Annotated in this window: 19 protein-coding genes; 11 read left to right on the top strand and 8 right to left on the bottom strand. The window is 40.1% G+C overall.

Annotated features, from left to right (window positions below):
• Positions 1 to 257: 257 nt before the first annotated feature.
• The 3 genes from A4U55_RS04985 to A4U55_RS04975 all read left to right on the top strand — a co-directional run bounded on the left by A4U55_RS04985 (position 258) and on the right by A4U55_RS04975 (position 6088).
• Positions 258 to 1871 (top strand): site-specific DNA-methyltransferase, encoded by a 1614-nt coding sequence (locus tag A4U55_RS04985; protein WP_003671354.1) that lies wholly within the window; start codon positions 258 to 260, stop codon positions 1869 to 1871.
• Positions 1872 to 1886: 15 nt separating this feature from the next.
• Positions 1887 to 4481, top strand: coding sequence for a restriction endonuclease (locus A4U55_RS04980; RefSeq protein WP_042510217.1), 2595 nt, complete (start codon positions 1887 to 1889; stop codon positions 4479 to 4481).
• Between the two features lie 62 nt (positions 4482 to 4543).
• The gene (locus tag A4U55_RS04975; protein WP_063454075.1) at positions 4544 to 6088 is read left to right on the top strand and encodes a pyridoxal phosphate-dependent decarboxylase family protein; all 1545 of its coding nucleotides are present in this window, start codon (positions 4544 to 4546) and stop codon (positions 6086 to 6088) included.
• Between the two features lie 75 nt (positions 6089 to 6163).
• Here the strand turns inward: A4U55_RS04975 and uvrC are convergent, their stop codons facing one another.
• Together uvrC and A4U55_RS04965 are read right to left on the bottom strand one after the other, a co-directional pair.
• The gene (gene uvrC / locus A4U55_RS04970; RefSeq protein ID WP_003658934.1) at positions 6164 to 8014 is read right to left on the bottom strand and encodes an excinuclease ABC subunit UvrC; all 1851 of its coding nucleotides are present in this window, start codon (positions 8012 to 8014) and stop codon (positions 6164 to 6166) included.
• Positions 8015 to 8099: 85 nt separating this feature from the next.
• On the bottom strand, positions 8100 to 8777 hold the full coding sequence (locus A4U55_RS04965; RefSeq protein ID WP_003658936.1) for a phosphoglycolate phosphatase: 678 nt from the start codon (positions 8775 to 8777) through the stop codon (positions 8100 to 8102).
• A 313-nt stretch (positions 8778 to 9090) separates the two neighbouring features.
• On the opposite strand from A4U55_RS04965, the gene A4U55_RS04960 reads away from it, so the two are divergent.
• Entirely contained in the window at positions 9091 to 9633 is a 543-nt protein-coding gene (locus tag A4U55_RS04960; RefSeq protein ID WP_003658939.1) for a porin family protein, read from the top strand.
• A 102-nt stretch (positions 9634 to 9735) separates the two neighbouring features.
• Here A4U55_RS04960 and gluQRS read toward each other — a convergent pair whose 3' ends face one another.
• From gluQRS to A4U55_RS04930, 6 genes are all read right to left on the bottom strand, one after another.
• Positions 9736 to 10653: a tRNA glutamyl-Q(34) synthetase GluQRS gene (gene gluQRS, locus A4U55_RS04955; protein ID WP_003663344.1), complete on the bottom strand. Its 918-nt coding sequence runs from the start codon at positions 10651 to 10653 to the stop codon at positions 9736 to 9738.
• Between the two features lie 4 nt (positions 10654 to 10657).
• Positions 10658 to 11077: an RNA polymerase-binding protein DksA gene (gene dksA / locus A4U55_RS04950; protein WP_003658944.1), complete on the bottom strand. Its 420-nt coding sequence runs from the start codon at positions 11075 to 11077 to the stop codon at positions 10658 to 10660.
• Positions 11078 to 11195: 118 nt separating this feature from the next.
• Positions 11196 to 12029, bottom strand: a complete 834-nt coding sequence (locus A4U55_RS04945; protein ID WP_003672886.1) for a metallophosphoesterase — start codon at positions 12027 to 12029, stop codon at positions 11196 to 11198.
• On the bottom strand, positions 12022 to 12825 hold the full coding sequence (locus A4U55_RS04940; RefSeq protein ID WP_003658948.1) for a metal ABC transporter permease: 804 nt from the start codon (positions 12823 to 12825) through the stop codon (positions 12022 to 12024). Before A4U55_RS04940 ends, A4U55_RS04945 begins: the two co-directional genes overlap by 8 nt.
• Positions 12822 to 13598, bottom strand: a complete 777-nt coding sequence (locus tag A4U55_RS04935; protein WP_063454074.1) for a metal ABC transporter ATP-binding protein — start codon at positions 13596 to 13598, stop codon at positions 12822 to 12824. The genes A4U55_RS04940 and A4U55_RS04935 overlap by 4 nt, the downstream gene beginning before the upstream one ends.
• Positions 13576 to 14091 carry a Fur family transcriptional regulator gene (locus A4U55_RS04930; RefSeq protein ID WP_003669351.1) on the bottom strand — a complete coding sequence of 172 codons (516 nt, stop codon included), beginning with the start codon at positions 14089 to 14091 and terminating at the stop codon, positions 13576 to 13578. The genes A4U55_RS04935 and A4U55_RS04930 overlap by 23 nt, the downstream gene beginning before the upstream one ends.
• Before the next feature lie 321 nt (positions 14092 to 14412).
• Between A4U55_RS04930 and A4U55_RS04925 the strand changes: the two genes are divergently transcribed.
• The 7 genes from A4U55_RS04925 to atpA all read left to right on the top strand — a co-directional run bounded on the left by A4U55_RS04925 (position 14413) and on the right by atpA (position 20178).
• Complete coding sequence (locus A4U55_RS04925; protein WP_003658954.1) at positions 14413 to 15303, top strand: metal ABC transporter substrate-binding protein; 891 nt, start codon at positions 14413 to 14415, stop codon at positions 15301 to 15303.
• Between the two features lie 67 nt (positions 15304 to 15370).
• Positions 15371 to 15769, top strand: coding sequence for an ATP synthase subunit I (locus A4U55_RS04920; RefSeq protein ID WP_003658956.1), 399 nt, complete (start codon positions 15371 to 15373; stop codon positions 15767 to 15769).
• A gap of 550 nt (positions 15770 to 16319) precedes the next feature.
• Positions 16320 to 17189, top strand: a complete 870-nt coding sequence (atpB, locus tag A4U55_RS04915; protein ID WP_003672888.1) for a F0F1 ATP synthase subunit A — start codon at positions 16320 to 16322, stop codon at positions 17187 to 17189.
• 48 nt (positions 17190 to 17237) lie between these two features.
• The gene (atpE, locus tag A4U55_RS04910) at positions 17238 to 17483 is read left to right on the top strand and encodes a F0F1 ATP synthase subunit C (protein WP_003658962.1); all 246 of its coding nucleotides are present in this window, start codon (positions 17238 to 17240) and stop codon (positions 17481 to 17483) included.
• An 87-nt stretch (positions 17484 to 17570) separates the two neighbouring features.
• Complete coding sequence (locus tag A4U55_RS04905; protein ID WP_003658964.1) at positions 17571 to 18038, top strand: F0F1 ATP synthase subunit B; 468 nt, start codon at positions 17571 to 17573, stop codon at positions 18036 to 18038.
• A 12-nt stretch (positions 18039 to 18050) separates the two neighbouring features.
• Complete coding sequence (locus A4U55_RS04900; protein WP_003658966.1) at positions 18051 to 18599, top strand: F0F1 ATP synthase subunit delta; 549 nt, start codon at positions 18051 to 18053, stop codon at positions 18597 to 18599.
• Between the two features lie 34 nt (positions 18600 to 18633).
• The gene (atpA, locus tag A4U55_RS04895; RefSeq protein WP_003658968.1) at positions 18634 to 20178 is read left to right on the top strand and encodes a F0F1 ATP synthase subunit alpha; all 1545 of its coding nucleotides are present in this window, start codon (positions 18634 to 18636) and stop codon (positions 20176 to 20178) included.
• Positions 20179 to 20257 lie beyond the last annotated feature (79 nt).

Genomic DNA, 20257 nt, shown 5'->3' with positions numbered 1-20257 from the left:
CAACCAACCAACCAACCAACAGCCTAAAAACTGCCCATAATACCGACTTTTTTGGTGAAAAATTAGCCAAACTTCGCCAAATCCTGCCTGAAATTTTTAGCGAACACGCTCTAGACTTAGAAAAACTCAAAACCCTGCTGGGCGACCACCTTGCCCAAAACGAACGCTACGGCTTAAATTGGGCAGGCAAATCAACCGCTTATCAAGCCCTACAAGCCCCTACCAATAACACGCTCATTCCTTGTCCTGCCGAGAGTGTGGATTTTGATACCACACAAAACATTTTTATTGAAAGTGATAATTTAGAAGCCCTAAAAATATTACAAAAATCCTATGCAGGCAAAATCAAAATGATATACATTGATCCGCCCTATAATACGGGCAATGATTTTATTTATCACGATGATTTTAGCCAAAGCAAAAAAGAGTATGAAATTGCCACAGGCGATAGAAATATCAATGGCGAATTATTAAAATCCTTTAAAAAGAACAGCAAAGACAATGGGCATTATCATTCTAATTGGCTTAATATGATGTTGCCACGATTGCATTTGGCTCATACTTTACTTTCTGATGATGGCGTGATATTTATCAGTATTGATGATAATGAACAGGCTCAATTAAAATTATTATGTGATGAGATTTTTGGGGGAGAGAATTTTGTTGCCACTCTTCCAAGACAAACATCAGCTCAAAGACCTTCACAAGAAAAATATATTTCTATTACGCATGACTATCTATTGGTTTATGCTAAAAATAAAAATTATGATTTTAACTCTGTAATTGAAAGAGATTTGTCAAATATCAAAAAAGATAGTAACGGAACATACATAGAAGGGGATACAAGCCCTATTCTAGCATCATCTACTCAAGGTTATTCGGCTGGTGGGGATTATGATATTGAATTCAATGGAAAAATATTTAAGCCTGAAGATAGTAGAGGGAACAGAAGACGCTGGCTTTGGACAAAAGAAAGAATGAATAGGGCGATAGAGTTAGGGATTATTATTGAAACAAGAACAACATTGCGTGTTAGAAATTATATTGATAAAGAATTTCAAGTTGGGACAAATATTTTAGTGGATAAAAATCCAAATTTAATTCTCACTTCCAATGATTTAATTAATCCAAATTATACCAATCACAAAGGCACGGCTTGCTTGCGAGATTTATTGCTAGAAAATTATTTTGATTTTTCAAAACCATTAGATTTAATCAAAATTTTAGCAAAATTACTAAATGGCGACAACTCCATTATCCTAGACTTTTTTGCAGGTTCGGCAACCACCGCCCACGCTGTCATGCAATTAAACACAGAAGATAATGGCAATCGACAATTTATAATGGTGCAATTACCAGAATTAACCGATGAAAAAAGCGAAGCCTATAAAGCTGGATTTAAAACCATCAGCGAAATATCCAAAGAACGCATTCGCCGTGCAGGAGCAAAAATCAAAGCCGAAAATCCCGATAAAACCCTTGATACAGGATTTAAGGTATTTAAATTAAGTGATAGTAATTTTAAAGCGTGGCAAATTGACGATGATGATATTGCCAAGCAATTAGAAATGTATATTGACCCCTTAAAAGATAATGCCAATGAGATAGATATTATCTATGAACTGTTATTAAAAATGGGATTAAAATTAACGGCGGATATTAAATTTGATAACGGCGTTTATTGGCTAACTTGTGAAAATAAATCGTACGCCATTGTGCTAAATTCATTATCCCAAGATGAGTTTAACGCCATTATTGCCAAAAAACCCGCCAAAACCACTGTATTGGACAAAGCATTTTTAAATGACAGCGAAAAATCCAATATAATTTTGCAATTTAAAGATGCTGGACTAAATTTTGAAAGTATTTAATCAGGGGAAATAAGAATGCAGCTCAAATACGAACATCTGGATTATCAAAAACAGGCGATTGATAGTATCGTAGATTTATTTCAAGGCGAAATTACGCATCATCAAGATGATTTTAGCTTGTCGGACAAAGACAATATGCGTGTGATTGCCAATGAATTATCTTTATCCAAAGATGATATTTTTAATAATTTAAAAAATATCCAAACGCAAAATCAGCTTTCTTTATCTGATAAATTGGATAATTTGTATTTTAGTGTAGAAATGGAAACGGGTACGGGCAAAACTTTTGTTTATTTAAATACCATTTTTGAGCTTTATCAACGCTATGGCTGGCGAAAATTTATCATTGTTGTGCCAAGTGTCGCCATTCGTGAAGGTGTATTACAAACTTTAAATAGCACAAAAGCCCATTTTAAAGATGAATTTAATTCGCCAATTTATCATTATGGTGAATATAGCGGTCAAAAAACCAATGCATTAAAACATTTTGCGACAAGTACAAATATTGAAATTTTGGTGATGAACATTCAATCTTTTGAAAAAGAAAGCAATATCATTAATCAACAGCGAGAAAATGGCGTATTAATGGAGTTAATCCAAGCAACGAATCCAATCATTATTATTGATGAACCACAAAATATCAGCAGTGATAAACGCAAAAATGCCATTGAAAATTTAAATCCATTATTTACGGTTGGATATTCGGCAACGCATAAAGAAATTATCAATAAAGTATACAGCCTAAATCCTGTACAGGCATTTGAAAAAAATTTGGTAAAACAAATTGTCGTTAATTCGGTGATATCACAAGATAAAAATAATGCCTTTATTGAACTAAAAGAAATCACAAACAAAAGCGGTTTGAAAGCCAAAATAATATTTGATATTAGCGAAAAACAGCAATTAAAACGCAAAGCAATTACCGTTAAGCTGGGCGATGATTTATATGAAAAATCAAAGCAAAACCCCAACTATCAAGGATTTATAATTACAGGCATTGATTTAGAAAACCAAATGATTAAATTCTCTAATGGTATCGAAATTGCCCGTGGTGTAAATATGGATTGTCTTAGAGATGAAATAATGAAACAGCAGATTCATTATACTATTAAAGAGCATTTAAAGCATGAAAAGGAGTTAAATAAAGACGGCATAAAAGTATTATCACTGTTTTTTATTGACAAGGTAGAAAATTATCGCACCAATGCACAAGGTGAATTGGGGAAATTTTATGAGTGGTTTGAAGAATTGTACGAATTAGAAACCAAACAATCAGCTAGTGGCGTACATAAAGGCTATTTTAGCCAAGACAAAAAAGGCAATGCTAAAAACAGCAATGGTACCACCAAAGATGATAATGATGCCTATGAGCTGATTATGAAAGATAAAGAGCGGTTATTGTCGCTTGATGAGCCTGTGCGATTTATTTTTAGTCATTCGGCATTAAAAGAGGGGTGGGATAATCCCAATGTTTTTCAAATTTGTACTTTGAATGAAACCACATCTGTAATTAAAAAACGCCAAGAAATTGGGCGTGGGCTTCGTTTACCTGTGAATCAAAAAGGCGAGCGAATTTATGATGAAAAAGTCAATATTTTGACCGTGATTCCCAATGAAAGTTATGAGCAATTTGCCAACAGTTTGCAACAAGAATATATTGATGATTGTGGCATTAAATTTGAAAAATCTCATCTTAAAAATGCCAAAAATGAACGCACGGTAACTTATCGTTTTGATGCGTTTACCGACCCATTATTTTTACAAATTTGGGAGCGTATTCGCCATAAAACCAGCTACCGTGTACAATTTGATAGCGATGAATTGATTGACAATGCCAGTCAAAAAATCCATGTCATGCCAAAAATTGACACACCAAAAATTGAAATTAAAAAAGCAAGGATGGTGCAAAACAGTGAAACAGGCATAGAAACGCAAGAGATTTTTTCTCAAAGTGAACATATTCAAACGAAGTTTGTGATACCTGATATTTTAAAAGTATTGCAACAAAAAACAGGTTTAACTCGCAATACATTGGTACAGATTTTACAGCAATCTGGTAGAATTGATGAAGTTAAGAGCAATCCACAACGCTTTATTGAAACTGTAGCAGAAATCATCAATGATGAATTGTACGATTTGATGAAAAATGGTATCTATTATCAAAAATTGGATAAAGTGTACGAACAAAGTTTATTTAAGACTTATAAAATTTATGCCAATCAATATACTTTTAATGTAAATAAAATGGATAAAACCATTTATAATGGTGTGTTGGATTTAGATTCAAATACCGAAAATCAATTTGCAACAGATTGTGAAAATTATGATGAGCAAGTGGCATTTTATTTTAAATTACCCAAAAAATTTAAAATCCCAACGCCGATTGGTAATTACAACCCAGATTGGGCGGTGGTTATAAAAAAGAATGGCGAGCAGGTTTATTTTATTGCTGAAACCAAAAATACAGGCGATAAATCCATTCAAGATGGGGTGGTGGTTGATAAATTGAAGTGGGAAGAGCGGTTTAAAATTGCGTGTGCAAAACGATTTTTTGAAATAAATGATGAAGTGGATTATCAAGTGGTACAAAAGATCAATGAATTGACCTAAAATAATATTAAACGATGTAAATATGTTAAAATAGAAAAATTCTTTACTTTTAGGACATAGCCATGCCAACTTTTGAACAACATAAACAAGCCCTACTGTGCAACGACCCACAATCCATCGCCGATTATGAACGCACGATGACGCACGCCGTCCAAGCGGTCAAGACATGGCTACAAGATGATAACATGTATACAGGTGGCAGTATCAGCCAGTTGCGTTCACAGATTGCTTTTAATCCAACCAAAGACGGCTTAGGCATTGATGGGGCGTTAGAGCGTGCGATAAATCTGTTTTTAAACAACAGCCTAAAGGTGCATCATCCGCATTCGCTTGCCCATTTGCATTGCCCAACCATGGTAACATCACAAATCGCCGAGATACTCATTAACGCCACCAACCAATCAATGGACTCATGGGACCAGTCGCCAGCAGGTTCACTCATGGAGGTTTTGCTCATTGACTGGTTACGCCAAAAGGTGGGTTATGGGGCAGGACAGGCAGGTGTGTTCACATCAGGCGGTACACAGTCCAACCTGATGGGCGTGCTTTTGGCTCGTGATTGGTGCATTGCCAAACATTATACCGATAAAGACGGCAAACCGTGGTCGGTACAGCGTGATGGTATCCCCCCCGATGCCATGCAAAATGTCAAAGTACTGTGCTCCCAAAATGCCCATTTTAGCGTACAAAAAAATATGGCGATGATGGGCATGGGTTTTGCTTCGGTTGTAAGCATCCCTGTCAATGACAATGCCCAAATGGATACCCAAGCTTTGGCCGATATTATGGCAGATTTGCACGCTGATGGTAACATCGTGGCGTGTGTTGTGGCAACGGCAGGGACAACCGACGCAGGGGCGATTGACGACATTAAAGCCATCCGTGCCTTGTGCGATAAATTCGGTGCGTGGCTACATGTAGATGCGGCGTGGGGTGGGGCGTTATTACTGTCTAATGATTATCGTTCTATGCTGGACGGCATTGAATTGACCGATTCGGTGACGCTGGATTTTCATAAGCACTATTTTCAAAGCATCTCTTGTGGGGCGTTCTTGCTAAAAGATGAGCAAAATTACCGCTTTATGCACTATGAGGCGGAGTATCTCAACTCAGCCTATGATGAAGAGCATGGCGTGCCAAATCTGGTCTCAAAATCCTTGCAAACCACACGCCGATTTGATGCCCTAAAACTGTGGCTGACGATAGAGGCGTTGGGCGAAGAGCTGTACGGCTCTATGATTGACCATGGGGTAAACTTAACAAAACAAGTGGCGGATTATATCCGTCATGCTGATGGGCTAGAATTGCTCGTTGAACCGCAGTTTGCTTCTGTGCTGTTTCGTGTCGTGCCAAAGGGTTATCCTGATGAGTATTTGGACAGCCTAAACCAAAATGTGGCAGATGAGTTATTTGCCCGAGGGGAAGCGAACATTGGCGTAACTCGTGTCATTGACAGCCGTCAAGATGTGCAGTCGTTAAAGATGACGACACTTAGCCCCATCGCAACGCTTGAAGATGTCAAAGCCTTGCTGGATCAAGTATTAGCAGAGGCACACAGAATTGGCGATGCCATCAAAGACGGCACTTATACGCCGCCCATTGGGTGAGTTGGGTGTTTTTGTTTTGAATGAATAAAAGTAAACAAAAGCCGCTTTGATCAATCAGCGGCTTTTTATTATTCATTATTCATGCAATGCCTTATAAATCGTACCAGCCAGCATGGGCCCAATGCCTTTGACCTGTGCGATCTCATCTTGTGATGCACCAAGCAGCTGTTGTATACCGCCAAAATGATTTAATAAATCACGCCTGCGGACTTGCCCAAGCCCTGGGATAACCTCAAGCACTGAGCTTGAGCGTTTTTTATCTCTTTTTTTGCGGTGGGCGGTGATGGCAAATCGATGCGCTTCATCTCGAATTTGCATGATGAGATGCAAAGCCTTGCTATCAGCAGGCAAATCTATCGGCTCATGTGCCACAAAATGTAGTACCTCAAGACCAGCTTTACGCCCCTCACCTTTTGCCACACCGACAAGCAAAGTATCGGTTAATTTGCCAAGCTCGCTTAATACTTCGATGGCAACATTTAATTGACCCTTGCCACCATCAATCAATAATAAATCAGGTAACGGATGTTTGGTATAGCGACGCATTAAGACCTGACGCATGGCCGCATAATCATCGCCTGCGGTAATATCATGAATGGCATATTGACGATAATCACGCTTTTTTGGGCCATTTTGGTCAAACACCACACATGAGCCGATGGCAGCTTCGCCCATGGTGTGGCTGATGTCAAAACATTCAATACGGTCAATGGTGCAAGTGGTGATGGGGGCAAGCACTTGTTTTAACTGCTCAAATCGTGCTTGTAGCTCCCGACTGTCTTTGAGCTTGGCTGATAACGCATTATTGGCATTTAAGTTTGCGATGGATAACCAATCATCACGGTGTGTGGTTACTTTGTGCTTAATCGTGGTGCGTTTGCCAAACTGTACTTGCAAAATATCTGCCAATATAGATGCCTCTTCAATAGCAACAGAGCTGATAATTTCATCAGGCAAATCATCACTCACCTGAAAATAAAACGACAATAAAAATTCTTTTAAACGCTCTTGGTTGCTCTTAATGGCTGGTTCGATATCATCAGGAAAATAGTTTTTTACCCCCAATACCTGACCGCCTCGCACCGTCAAAACACACACGGCAACCGCACCAGCATCAGCAGCAATGGCAAAGACATCCGCTTCACCCTGTAGGCGAAATACTGCCTGTTTGGCTTGTAAATCGCTAATCATGGCAAGCCGATCTCGATAAAAGGCGGCTTGTTCAAAGTTTAATGCCGCAGCAGCTTCCTCCATTTTTTTGACCAAAATGGCTTGCACTTCATGAGAATGCCCCTGTAAAAATGCCAAAGCAGCACGCACATCGGACTGGTATTGTTCGGCAGAAACCATACCAACGCAGGGCGCTTTACACCGTTTAATTTGGTATTCTAGACAAGGACGCTGCCTTTGTGCAAAAAAACTGTTCGTACAGCTTCTAATCATAAATAATCGCTGCATCAGCTGTACTGATTCTTTGGCATTGCGTGCCGATGGATAAGGACCAAAAAAACGCCCTTGAGTATACCGACCTTTACCACGACCAATGGACAGTCTGGGAAATTTATCCGTACTGATATAGATGTATAGATAAGATTTATCATCTCTTAGTAGGACATTATAAGGCGGTCGATGGTTTTTGATGAGATTTTGCTCGAGTAATAACGCTTCGGTTTCGCCACGGGTGATGATAATCTCAATCTGTTCAATGCGTTGTACCAGTGCTTGGGTTTTTGGGTGTTCGATGGTTTTGGCAAAATAGCTACCAACACGATTTTTTAGTGATTTTGCTTTACCAACATATAAAATCTCGCCTGATTTACCCAGCATTTTATAAATGCCTGGACGATTGGGTAGGGCGTTGGCGTGTTGTTTTAGTCGCTGTCTTTTTTGTGTTGGGCTTTCAGCTTGGGGGTGTGTTGTTGTCATGATATGAATATCAATTTAAGTAATGAATAACATTAAGAAGCTTAAGATAAAAAGAGCGTTAAGATAAAGCGGGATTGAGTGAACTTTATTGTAAAATATGATTCATTAAAGTATCAAAATCATCAAACGCAGCATCAGGGTTTGCTAAATCAATTTTTTCACCATAATTATAGCCATAACGCACAGCAAGCGTAGTTATGCCAGCGGCTTGCCCTGATAAAATATCATTTTTGGAATCACCAACCATAATGGCATCAGTCGGTGCGATGCCCAGTGATTGACACAGGTATAATAAAGGCGTTGGGTCGGGCTTTTTGACGCTGAGCGTATCACCGCCAATCACTTGGTCAAACAGTGTCAGCCATCCAAAATGTGATAAAATTTTAGGCAAATAACGCTCAGGCTTATTGGTACAAATTGCCAAATAAAACCCCGCTGCTTTTAATCGTTCAAGCCCTTGTATAACCCCTGCATAGCTTTGCGTATTTTCAATTGTTTTATGGGCATATTCTGCCAAAAATAACTCATGGGCATGGTGAATCATAGTCGTATCATAGATATGATGTGCTTGCATTGCTCGCTCAACCAATTTTAGCGAACCATTGCCCACCCAGCTTTTGATGATATCAATTGGCATAGGCGGTAAGTTAAGCTTGGCATACATGCCATTGACCGCCGCCGCCAAATCAGGGGCACTATCGATAAGCGTACCATCCAAATCAAATATAATCAGTTTTTTGCCAGTCATTGACAGTGTTTGCATGCTTTTTCCTTATTCTTAAAATTGGCGGCTGTTTGGTATTTTTTAAATCAGTCAATTTTTACCATTTGTCATATAATGACAAAGTACAAATTTAGCAATATTTTAGTGCATTTTTTGGCGAAGTTTTATGAAAACTGGTCATTGGTTGCAAAACTTTACACAGTACCTATAAAACTTGCACAGTTAATAAGAAATATTTTGTTACTATAGGGGCGTCATTTGGAACAAGACAGTTATTTGTAAATAGTTATTTGCAAAAGACGGCTAAAAGACAGAACAGCGTTTGTTTCAGTGATTAACTAGGAGAAAAACAATGAAAACTTTAAAAACACTATTGGCAGTATCAGCTTCTTCGTTATTGGCGATGAGTGCTAACGCTGCCATCAGCTATGGCAATTCTGCTGATGCCCAACCTTATGTTGGTGCCAAAATTGGTCAAGTAGATGCCAAGCAAATCAACGGTAAAAATACCGCTTATGGTATTTATGCAGGTTATAACTTTGACCAAAATTTTGGCGTAGAAGCCGAATTTGTTGGTTCAGACGCCAAAGAATTTAATGCAGGTATGAGTCCTGTAAAAGGTGATGTGAAGTCTTTTGGTGCTTATGGCACATATCGCTATAACTTCATCAATACCCCATTTTATGCCAAGGGCAAATTGGGCATTGCTAAGACTAAAGTAGATGTTACCAGCCGTAATGCAACTACATACTCAAACAAAAGCGACAAAACCAGCCTAGCAGGCGGTGTTGGTGTTGGCTTTAAACCATTAGCAAATGTGGGCGTTGAAGCAAGCTACAACTATCTATCAGAAGATGCCAATGCAATTAGTTTGGGCGCTCATTTGGCTTTTTAATTGCTGATTGATTAAATAACATAAAAAAGATCCTCGAATTGAGGGTCTTTTTTATTGACTGGTCTATCCGTAAGATAAGCCATCATGATAAATCATCTTTGCTTAAATGATGGCCAAAGTGTGGCGATGCGTTAACGGGGTATTATCCCAATGCTCAATGGCGTGGCGAAGAATCTTATGCGGTTTGGCGGCACGCATTTCTTTGACGGTGTGTTGACCTAATAGCTTTAGTGCGTATAAAAGCATTTCACTGGGCTTGGTTGTATTGATTGGTGTGGCAAGATTTTGTTTGGATAGCTTTTGCCCATCTGTATTCATCAGTAATGGCAAATGATAAAAATAGCTCGGTATTGGTAGGCGACATTTATGTAAAATATTAATTTGAGCGACTGTCATGGGCATAATATCCAGTCCACGCATGATGTGAGTGATATTTTGCAAACCATCATCAATGGCACAAGCCAAAATATAATTAATCATTTGGTTTTGGCGTTTGACCACAACATCACCAAGGCTTAACGCAGGATTATCCCAAATCACGCCTTGTAGCTCATCTACAAATGCTGTCTCAACATTGGGCAGCTGTAAGCGAATTTTACTTTTGGGGTGAGATTTATCCAAATCTTTATGTAGGCAAAAGCGTGGGTAGAGGGTTGGCTGGTTGAGTGCGTGGGGCTTAGCGTTTTGATTTCGGTGTGCCTCAAGTTGTTTTCTTGAGCATTGGCAGGCATAAGTGATGTCAGATAATCGATTGGATAAAATCTCATCATAAATATCTGTGCGTTTAGATTGGTAGGTAACTTCTTTGTCCCAATGTAACCCAAGCTTATCCAAATCATGTAAAATACTGTCTGTATACTTAGGCTGACAACGCTCAAAATCCACATCTTCGATGCGTAACAGCCAATCACCACCTAATGATTTGATATGACAAAAGCTCGCTACCGCCGTGGTCAGCGAGCCTAAATGCAGATGGTGTGTGGGCGAGGGTGCAAATCGCCCAATGGGTCTAGATATCAATGGGCTATTGACCGTGATTTTGTCTTTCTTTAATTTCAGACAGTGTCTTACAGTCGATACATTGTGTCGCCGTTGGGCGTGCTTCTAGGCGACGCAGACCAATTTCTGTACCACATGTCTCACAATAGCCATAATCTAAGGTCTCAATGTCAGCCAAAGACTTGTCAATTTTGCGGATAAGCTTACGCTCACGGTCACGGGTACGCAGTGCCAATGCAAACTCCTCTTCTTGAGTCGCTCGGTCGTTAATATCTGGCATGGTATTGGTTTCTTCGTGAATATAAGTCTTTGTGCGTTCAGCTTCTGTAATTAATTCTTCACGCCAGTTTTTTAAGATGGTGCGAAAATGTGCTAACTGTGCATCAGACATATAGTCTTCGCCTTCAGTAGGTTGATAAGGGGTAAAGGTGGCTGCGTTCATCATCCCGTTCATCCTTATGGGTGCAAGTATTCATGATAAAACAAAGCTTGCAGGCTATTAAACTGCCTTTCGGCAAAAAAATTGCGGTTACTATATCAAAAGATGATTAAAATAGCTAATATTAATTTGCATTATTAAGACAAAATGAATGCGTATTTTGCACAATTTGTATGTAACTTGATACGATGCCTTTGTTGTCAATCTGTATCATACGGCAGCCAGCAGGCGTGTCAGCAATTTGAAAATTATCCACAAAAGGCATGAATTGACGGTCTGTTGAAGGGCAGCTTAGCAACTGAACCTGATGTGCTGGTAGTGGATGCAGCGTATGTACTTGATGTACATGTCCGCACAAAATCGTGTGAACATGAGCGTGTTTTTTAATCACGCACCAAAAATCTTGATGATTTTTGAGTAGATGAGCATCTATCCAATCTGAACTGACCTTTGTGGGGTGGTGGTGTAGGGCGATGATGGTTTGTTCAAAGTGAGTGGTTAAAGTTTGATCAAGCCAAAGTAGTGTTTCATGAGTTAATAACCCAAATATTTCGCCTGATACACTGGAATTTAGTAATAAAATTTGCCAATCATGCCCTGCTTGAAAAGTATACCGAAAGCAATTTTTTAGGCGTCGATCGGGTAAAATCGGCACATGTATCCGCTCTTGGTGTGCCAAATGAATGCCAATTTCGTGTGTCACATCATGATTGCCAGCGACAGCCAAATAGGGTATTTTGGTTGCTTGTAGCTGATTAAATAACCAATCATAAGCATCGCTATTACCATCATTCACCAAATCACCTGTCAAAAGCCATAAATCTGGGTTTAGATGCTTTGCTGTCTGAAAAACTGCCAAAAATCGCTGATAACTGGGGGCTTGACCAATGTCCCCCGTTAGGTGTAGATCGGATAATTGAACGATATTAAAGGTATGGTTGTTGGTGATGTTAGGCATATTTGCTTAGGATTTTTTTGCAGGCAAAGGTAATAAAAAAACCAATGGCAAGCATGAGTACGATGGATAAGCCTGTTTGAATGTCAAGCCACACACTCCCCCAAACCCCTGCGGTAACAGCCATTTGGGCAAATATGATGGATAAAAATACCATCATCGTTGGCGATTGTGCAAACAAACGGGCAATCAAGGCAGGTAATATGAGAAGTCCGCTGATTAATAGACTGCCAACCGCCTGAAGTGCCACAGCACAAAATCCCGCCAAAAGCCCCATAAAAAATAGGTGTTGGTGTAATGGGTTAATGCCCTGAATTTGGGCAAGTGCTTCAGAGGTTGCCAGCTTAACCTGAGATTGCCAAATGCGTTTTAAAATAACTAAGCCCATTGCAATTAGTATACCCAGTCTTGGTAAATCCGACCAATCCATATCAAGCAAGCTACCAAACAAAAATCCAAGCACATTTGCTTGTTGCTGGGTTAGCTGAGTGAGTGTCAGTAACCCCAAACAAAGTAGCGTAGACGCTAACACTGCCAAGGTGGCATCATTGGGCAATCTTTTATCTTTGAGCAAGGTTAAAGCGATGATGACGGCAATGCTAATCATACCAATGCCCAAATCAGCAGGCAGGTTTAGCCATACGGCAAACGCTATACCGAGCAATGCACCATGTGCCAAAGTATCCGAAAAAAAAGCCATACGCCGCCACAAGACTAGGCATCCTAAGGGTGCGGATAATAATGCAATCAAGACACCAGCAATCCAAGCAGGTGCGATAATTGGTAGCCAGTCACTCATGCGGTGTCTCGATGTCTATGGTTGCTCTCAAGATGATCATGATCCAGATGATGATCGCAGTGTGTATGTTGATGGATGTAAGGTGCTTGATAGCCAAAAAGTTGTACAAATTCAGGTGCGATTGCAATTTGACTTGGCACACCTTGACAGCAGATGTGTTTATTTAAGCAGATGACACGGCGAGAGCCTTTCATGACCCAATGCAAATCGTGTGATACCACAAGCATCGCACATTGTAAAAACTCAGGCAGCTGATCTAAAAACTGATACAACCAGCTTTCACTTTCTGGATCTAGCCCTTGCATGGGTTCATCAAGGATTAATAGTTCAGGTTTATCTAATAAGGCGCGCACAAGTAGCACACGCTGCGTCTCGCCACCTGATAAATGATGCATCTGTTTGGATAATAACGATGTTATCGATAACTTGTCAAAAATATCATCTTTTTGAGCTTGATTTAATCGCTTTGGATTGGCCTGTCTGAGCAAATCTATGGCACGCAAGGGCAATATGGTTGGTATGTTAAAGCGTTGAGGCACATAGCTGATATGTCGCACTTTTTTGGTGATTTTACCGTGAGTTGGAGTTAATAAGCCCAAGATAAGCTTAACTAAGGTGGACTTGCCTGCACCATTTGGACCGATTAAGCTAATCATCTCGCCTGCATGAATATTCAGGCTGACACCACTCACCAAATCGCCATCGCTCACACGATAGCTGACTTGGTCTAATTGTAGGATGATAGGCGTATTATGGCTTTTGGTGGCAATCACGGCACACGCCTTTAAGCTCTATGGTGCTACGCTCAACCAAAAAGTTTGCATCTTTGGCGGCAAAATTCATCATACTATCAACAGGAAGATTGCTACATTCTTCCACTTTTTGACAGCATCGGCAGATTAAAAATGCCGCCGCGTGCCGATCTCTGGGGTGGCAACAAGGGACATAAGCATTCATGGAACTTAACTGGTGAATCAACCCTTCTTCAATCAAAAATTCCAATGAGCGATACACGGTTGGCGGTGCGATATTGGTTTTTTTTGCATTTGCATCAGATAAGCGGCTTTGTTGAAGTGCGCTGATTAAGTCATATGCACCCATGGGTTTTTCTGCTTGCAAAATTAGCTGAAAGACCTCTTCGCGCAGTGGCGTAAATCTGGCGCCTCGTTTGGCACAGTAGGCTTTTGCATCAGCCAAGCGCTGCTCGGGATTTTGATGATAACTATCATGATGATGGCTATGGCAGTGATGATGAGCTGAATGCATAACAACCTTTTAAAATTGGGTAATTAATCAATAATTATCAGTGATATCCGATTATGGGTATCCAATAATCCAATCACTGTGGGAGATTGATTTAGTCCATACATTGATAAATTTGACTGTGGATTAACGATTGACTTTATTTTTATCAGTTATATTATAGCAGTAGTAGTAATTATCAATCAAGACCATCATTTTAAGTTATATTACAAACAAAACCAAGTTATTATCCAATTTTTATGGCAAGTCTTATGTTATAAAATAACATTTTTATGACAGCTGTGCTATAATTTTAATCATTTTTAGACATCAGGGTACTTATCAATGACAACATTTGCATTACGAACGCTTTTTAAAAGCTCTGTTTTGTATCAATCTTTAAAAGCTGTGATCCTATTACCCATCACCACGATTTTTTCAGTATCTGCGATGGCTGGCATGGTCAGCGTTAGTAATTATCCGCTTGCACTTTTGAGCCATGAAGTTACCCAAGGTCAGCATGATGCCAAAGTGCTGCTTACCGCTGGAGATGTTGGGCATCATGGCTCACTATCACCAAGTAAAGTCAAATTGGTTGAAGATAGTGATTATGTCATTTGGTTTGGGGAATCGCTTGAACAAAATTTGGTCAAAACATTGGCAGATGCACCGAATGCAATTTCATTATTACAGTTTAATGCCTTCAACCGTCTGCCTTTAAGGCATATTGATGGCAGCCAAAAACCAGATTCAGAAGATGCACATATTTGGCTTGATCCAGAAAATGCTAAAGCCATTGTGCGTGCGTTGTCTGTGGTGCATGGTCATGCCAATCCAGAGCATAAAGCCAAATATGCCCAAAATGCCACAGATTTTGAGCGGCGTATGGATAAAGCCGTCCAAAGCGTACAGGTCAATGGCATGACACCATATTGGGCGTATCATGATGCTTTTCAGTATATCGAACAGGCGGCAGGACTGAAATTTGCAGGGGCTTTGACGCCTGATCATCACTTAAACCCAAAAGCCAGCCAATTTAAGCGACTGAATCAAACAAGACCGCAGCCATTTATGTGCCTTGCGTCTCAAGGGGTGGTCTCAGACGGCATTAAAAATAAACTTGGTAATGTCAATGTGACTATTATTCAAGAGGACATGAGTGGCATGGGTGAAGATTTTATCAGTGCATGGGTGGCACAGGTGAATGCACTGCAAACATGTGCTGGCATCAAATAATTCTTGCTTCGTGTCAGATGGCTCTTTATAATCAAGCCTTTTAATCAAAATCAAAATCATGAAGCTTATGAGCCGTCCTGCCCAGCGTAATAAAAAATCTGCCATCTATCAAGTCCAAATGCGTCAAATTTGGGTCGTTTTGGGCGTCATGATATTTGGCTTGGTACTCAGTTATGTGATGGCAGATGGCGATAGGCTGATTGCCAAAGGTTTGTCGATTGGTGCTTTGATTGCCTTTATTGGACAGTTGATTTTTACTCGCATCGCTTACCACACTGTGGGTGCTAAGCACGCTCGTCAAATCATGCTGAATACTTATTTGGGCTTTGTGATCAAATGGGCGACGACCTTAGCTTTATTTGCTTTTGTGTTCTTAAAGATTCAACCAATCAGCACAGTTTCGGTTATCATAGGATATATCATCTTGATTATCAGCCAAAATTTGGTCTTGATCAAGATGAAATAATTTGCCCATAAAATCCCCACTTGCATCATTTGTATCAGAATTATCAATCAATCAACCCATAAAGACCATGTATCTTAGATAGAAAAGCGAGTAATGTATCAGTAGCTTTTGTGAAACATTAGATTATTTTAAAATATTAGTAATATTAGCTATCATTGATAAAACTCTTGAAAATAGTTTGATAACAAATTGTTTGCTCTTAAGAAAATCATAAAATTATGCAATTTTCCCATAAATTTGTAAAATTTCGGCAATAAAATGGTGATTTGGTCTTTACATATTGCCAACACTAAAGTAAGATACTCTATTAGTTACAAGTACAATTTATTGTTATGAATTTCATAAGTATTTATGAAATTCATTGATTTTTTAAATCAATGCAAAAGTATGGATTTTGTCGAAATTAATGGACAAGGGAAGTACGGTTGATAAAATATTAATCAGCCAAGCTGCTAACAATGGATTGAAAAGAGTTAAATGGTAACTTCGTTTTTTGATTTGGCGTTTATCACCAATTTTTCTTTTTTGAGTTAAAATAAGAAGCTTATTTATGGCAGCCGAACAGACATCTACAGAATATATTGCTCACCATTTGACCAATTGGACATTTGGACACCACCCTGAATTGGGCTGGAAAGTGGCTCATGATGCCGCTGAAGCTCAGCAGATGGGATTTATGGCGATCCATGTGGACTCCATGCTTTGGTCAATTGGTTTGGGTATTTTCTTTTTGGCGCTTTTTTGGGCGGTTGGTCGTAAAGCGACTTCAGGCGTTCCAACTAAGCTACAAGCTTTTGTTGAGATGATTGTTGATTTCGTAGACAACAGTGTTCGTGAGTCTTACAATGGTCCATCAAAGCTGATAGCACCGCTGTCATTGACGATTTTTGTGTGGATTTTTTTGATGAACTTAATGGATTTGGTGCCTATTGACTGGATGCCAAGCCTGGCTCAATGGGTAGGTTCATTAATGGGTCATGATCCACATCATGTATATTTCAAAATTGTACCAACCACAGACCCAAATATTACTTTGGGTATGGCGATTGGCGTATTTTTCTTAATCATTGGTTTTGGTTTGAAATATAAAGGCGTTGGTGGCTTTATTGCAGAATTTACATTGCATCCTTTTAGTGCAAAAAATCCAATTTTGCAAGCTATCTTAATCCCAATTAACCTAGTACTTGAAATTGTTACCTTATTAGCAAAACCAATCTCATTGGGACTGCGTCTATTTGGTAACATGTACGCAGGTGAGCTTATTTTCATCTTGATTGCACTGATGCCATTTTGGATTCAGTGGGCACTGAGCGTGCCTTGGGCAATCTTCCATATTCTAGTTATTACTCTTCAGGCGTTCGTGTTTATGATGTTGACGATTGTATACTTGTCGTTAATCTCAGCAGAATCCGAACATTAATTTGAACCTTTTTTAATAACCCTTGATTTTAGGTCATAAGGAGACATCATGGATCCAGTAATCGCACAGTACACACTACTTGCAGTAGCTCTACTAATCGGTGCAGGTGCACTAGCAACAGGTATTGGTTTTGCTATCCTAGGCGGTAAATTCCTAGAAAGTACCGCTCGTCAACCTGAGCTTGGTTCACAACTACAGACCAAAATGTTCATCGTTGCAGGTCTGCTTGACGCTGTACCAATGATTGGTGTTGGTATCGCAATGCTTCTATTGTTCGCCAACCCATTCGCATAAGCTGAAACCGTCAGTTTAACGACCACCTTTGGGTCTTAGAAACAAAGGTGGGCATCACCTGACTTTCACTAACAACGAGGTGATTGGATGATCAATTTAACCATTTTCGGTCAGCTGATTGCTTTTGCAATCTTTGTGCTATTTTGCATGAAGTTTGTATGGCCACCACTGATCGGCGCGATTAATGAGCGTCAACGCAAAATCGAAGAAGGCTTAAATGCCGCAGAAAAAGCAAAAGCGGATTTGGTTTCTGCTGAAAAGCAAGTAGAGGCAGAATTTGCAGCTGCTAAAACCGAAGCTGCATCTATCATTGAGCGTGCGAATAAAACCGCTAACCAAATGATTGAAGATGCTAAAGAACAAGCTCGCCTTGAAGGCGAACGCATCATCGTTGCAGCTCATGCAGCTGTAGAGCAAGAAGCTGCCCAAACTCGTGAACAACTTCGCTCACAGGTTGCCAGTCTTGCTGTACTGGGTGCCGAAAAGATTTTGCAAGACAAAATCAATGAACAAGAACACGCCAGCATGCTTGAACAGTTGGCGGCTAAGCTGTAATTAGAGGATATCATGGCTGAACTTACTACCTTAGCTAGACCATATGCCAAAGCAGCATTTGATTACGCTAAAGAGCATAATGCGATCAGCAATTGGGAAGCTTTTTTGTTGATTGCAAGCGATGTTGTACGCAATGAAGATTTTGCTTCACTGCTGAACAATCCAGCCATTTCTGCACAACAAAAAGCAGATATTCTGATGGATGCCTATGGCAAATTAACAGCAGAGCAAGCATCACAAGCGTTAACCAACTTTATAAAACAGTTGGCAGAGCATGACAGATTGGCGCTTATGCCTGAGATCACTGCTCATTACACCAAGCTAAAATCACAAGAGCTTAAACAGGTTGATGCTTATGTAACTTCAGCCTTTCCACTAACCGAAGCTCAAAGTAAAAAGCTTCAAGAGCGATTAGCACTTTCAACAGGTTCTATCGTGATTTTGCACGAATCTGTAGACCCAAATTTGTTGGGTGGAGCTACGATCAAGGTGGGTGACAAGTTTACTGATGGCTCAGTGCGTGGCAAGTTAAAACAATTAAAGACTCAGCTAACTGCGTAAGTAGTCAGCTGTCTAAATCAAAGGAAACAAGGCAATGCAACAATTGAATCCAGCCGAAATCAGCAATCTGATTAAGCAGCGTATTCAAGACCTTGACGTAAGCGCAACTGCAAAAACTGAAGGCGTTATCGTCAGTGTCTCTGATGGTATTGTGCAAATCCATGGCCTAGAAGAAGCTATGTATGGCGAGATGATTGAGTTTGAAGGCGGTGTGTATGGTATGGCACTAAACCTTGAACAAGATTCAGTCGGTGCAGTTGTACTGGGTGAATATCTGTCCCTACAAGAAGGTCAAAAAGCATATTGCACAGGTCGTATTTTGGAAGTACCCGTAGGTCCTGAACTACTTGGTCGTGTCGTCGATGCATTGGGTAACCCAATCGATGGCAAAGGTCCTATTAATGCCAAGCTGACCGATAAAGTTGAAAAAATCGCTCCTGGTGTTATCGCTCGTCAGTCTGTTGATGAGCCTGTCATGACTGGTTATAAAGCAGTTGATACCATGATTCCTATTGGGCGTGGTCAGCGTGAGCTTATCATTGGCGACCGTCAAACTGGTAAAACCGCTTTGGCAATCGATGCGATTATTGCTCAGAAAAACTCAGGCATTAAGTGCGTGTATGTTGCTATTGGTCAAAAACGCTCAACCATTGCAAATGTGGTGCGTAAATTAGAAGAAACAGGCGCATTGGCTTATACGACTGTTGTTGTTGCGTCTGCCTCTGAGCCAGCAGCATTACAATATATCGCTCCATATTCTGGTTGTACGATGGGTGAGTACTTCCGTGATCGTGGTGAAGATGCCTTGATTGTTTATGACGACCTATCAAAACAAGCTGTCGCTTATCGTCAGATTTCCTTGCTATTACGCCGTCCACCAGGGCGTGAAGCATACCCTGGTGATGTATTTTATCTACACTCACGCCTGTTAGAGCGTGCATCTCGTGTCAATGCTGACTATGTAGAAGCATTTACCAATGGCGAGGTTAAAGGTAAAACTGGATCTTTGACAGCATTGCCCATCATTGAGACTCAAGCAGGGGATGTATCAGCATTCGTACCTACTAATGTGATCTCAATTACCGATGGTCAGATTTTCTTAGAGTCTAATCTATTTAACTCAGGTATTCGCCCTGCGGTAAACGCTGGTATCTCAGTATCTCGTGTGGGTGGTGCAGCTCAGACCAAAATCATCAAAAAGCTCTCAGGTGGTATCCGTACAGCACTTGCTCAGTATCGTGAACTTGCTGCGTTTGCCCAGTTTGCCTCTGATTTGGATGATGCAACCAAACAACAGTTGGAACATGGTGTGCGTGTGACTGAGCTGATGAAGCAAAAGCAATACGCACCGATGTCTATTGCTGATCAAGCGGCAGTTATCTACGCCTCAAATGAAGGCTATTTGTCTGATGTACCTGTAGAAAAAATTGGTGCATTTGAAGAGGCTTTCTTACGCTACCTACGCAACGATCATGCTGCATTGATGAGTGAAATTGATGAAACTGCCAACTATAATGATGACATCGAAAGTCGTCTAAAAGCTGCAGTTGAGTCATTTAAAGCATCAGCAAGCTACTGATTGTAGCAAAGAAATATGGTGTGTTAAGCGTTGGTTTTAACGCACCATAAACCCTTTTATAATAAGTCCAGTATTGGAA

The sequence above is a fragment of the Moraxella catarrhalis genome (genome assembly GCF_001632285.1).
GTDB lineage: Bacteria > Pseudomonadota > Gammaproteobacteria > Pseudomonadales > Moraxellaceae > Moraxella > Moraxella catarrhalis.
This window is presented reverse-complemented; position numbering and strand designations above follow the sequence as displayed.

What these genes read in the sequence shown, in the direction of transcription:
- atpA (WP_003658968.1), top strand. Translation starts at nt 18,634, where the DNA reads ATGCAACAATTGAATCCAGCCGAAATCAGCAATCTGATTAAGCAGCGT.
- A4U55_RS04930 (WP_003669351.1), bottom strand. Translation starts at nt 14,091, where the DNA reads ATGCATTCAGCTCATCATCACTGCCATAGCCATCATCATGATAGTTAT.
- A4U55_RS04945 (WP_003672886.1), bottom strand. Translation starts at nt 12,029, where the DNA reads ATGCCTAACATCACCAACAACCATACCTTTAATATCGTTCAATTATCC.
- uvrC (WP_003658934.1), bottom strand. Translation starts at nt 8,014, where the DNA reads ATGACAACAACACACCCCCAAGCTGAAAGCCCAACACAAAAAAGACAG.
- A4U55_RS04940 (WP_003658948.1), bottom strand. Translation starts at nt 12,825, where the DNA reads ATGAGTGACTGGCTACCAATTATCGCACCTGCTTGGATTGCTGGTGTC.
- A4U55_RS04980 (WP_042510217.1), top strand. Translation starts at nt 1,887, where the DNA reads ATGCAGCTCAAATACGAACATCTGGATTATCAAAAACAGGCGATTGAT.
- dksA (WP_003658944.1), bottom strand. Translation starts at nt 11,077, where the DNA reads ATGATGAACGCAGCCACCTTTACCCCTTATCAACCTACTGAAGGCGAA.
- A4U55_RS04965 (WP_003658936.1), bottom strand. Translation starts at nt 8,777, where the DNA reads ATGCAAACACTGTCAATGACTGGCAAAAAACTGATTATATTTGATTTG.
- A4U55_RS04905 (WP_003658964.1), top strand. Translation starts at nt 17,571, where the DNA reads ATGATCAATTTAACCATTTTCGGTCAGCTGATTGCTTTTGCAATCTTT.
- atpE (WP_003658962.1), top strand. Translation starts at nt 17,238, where the DNA reads ATGGATCCAGTAATCGCACAGTACACACTACTTGCAGTAGCTCTACTA.
- A4U55_RS04975 (WP_063454075.1), top strand. Translation starts at nt 4,544, where the DNA reads ATGCCAACTTTTGAACAACATAAACAAGCCCTACTGTGCAACGACCCA.
- A4U55_RS04920 (WP_003658956.1), top strand. Translation starts at nt 15,371, where the DNA reads ATGAGCCGTCCTGCCCAGCGTAATAAAAAATCTGCCATCTATCAAGTC.
- A4U55_RS04960 (WP_003658939.1), top strand. Translation starts at nt 9,091, where the DNA reads ATGAAAACTTTAAAAACACTATTGGCAGTATCAGCTTCTTCGTTATTG.
- A4U55_RS04925 (WP_003658954.1), top strand. Translation starts at nt 14,413, where the DNA reads ATGACAACATTTGCATTACGAACGCTTTTTAAAAGCTCTGTTTTGTAT.
- atpB (WP_003672888.1), top strand. Translation starts at nt 16,320, where the DNA reads ATGGCAGCCGAACAGACATCTACAGAATATATTGCTCACCATTTGACC.
- A4U55_RS04900 (WP_003658966.1), top strand. Translation starts at nt 18,051, where the DNA reads ATGGCTGAACTTACTACCTTAGCTAGACCATATGCCAAAGCAGCATTT.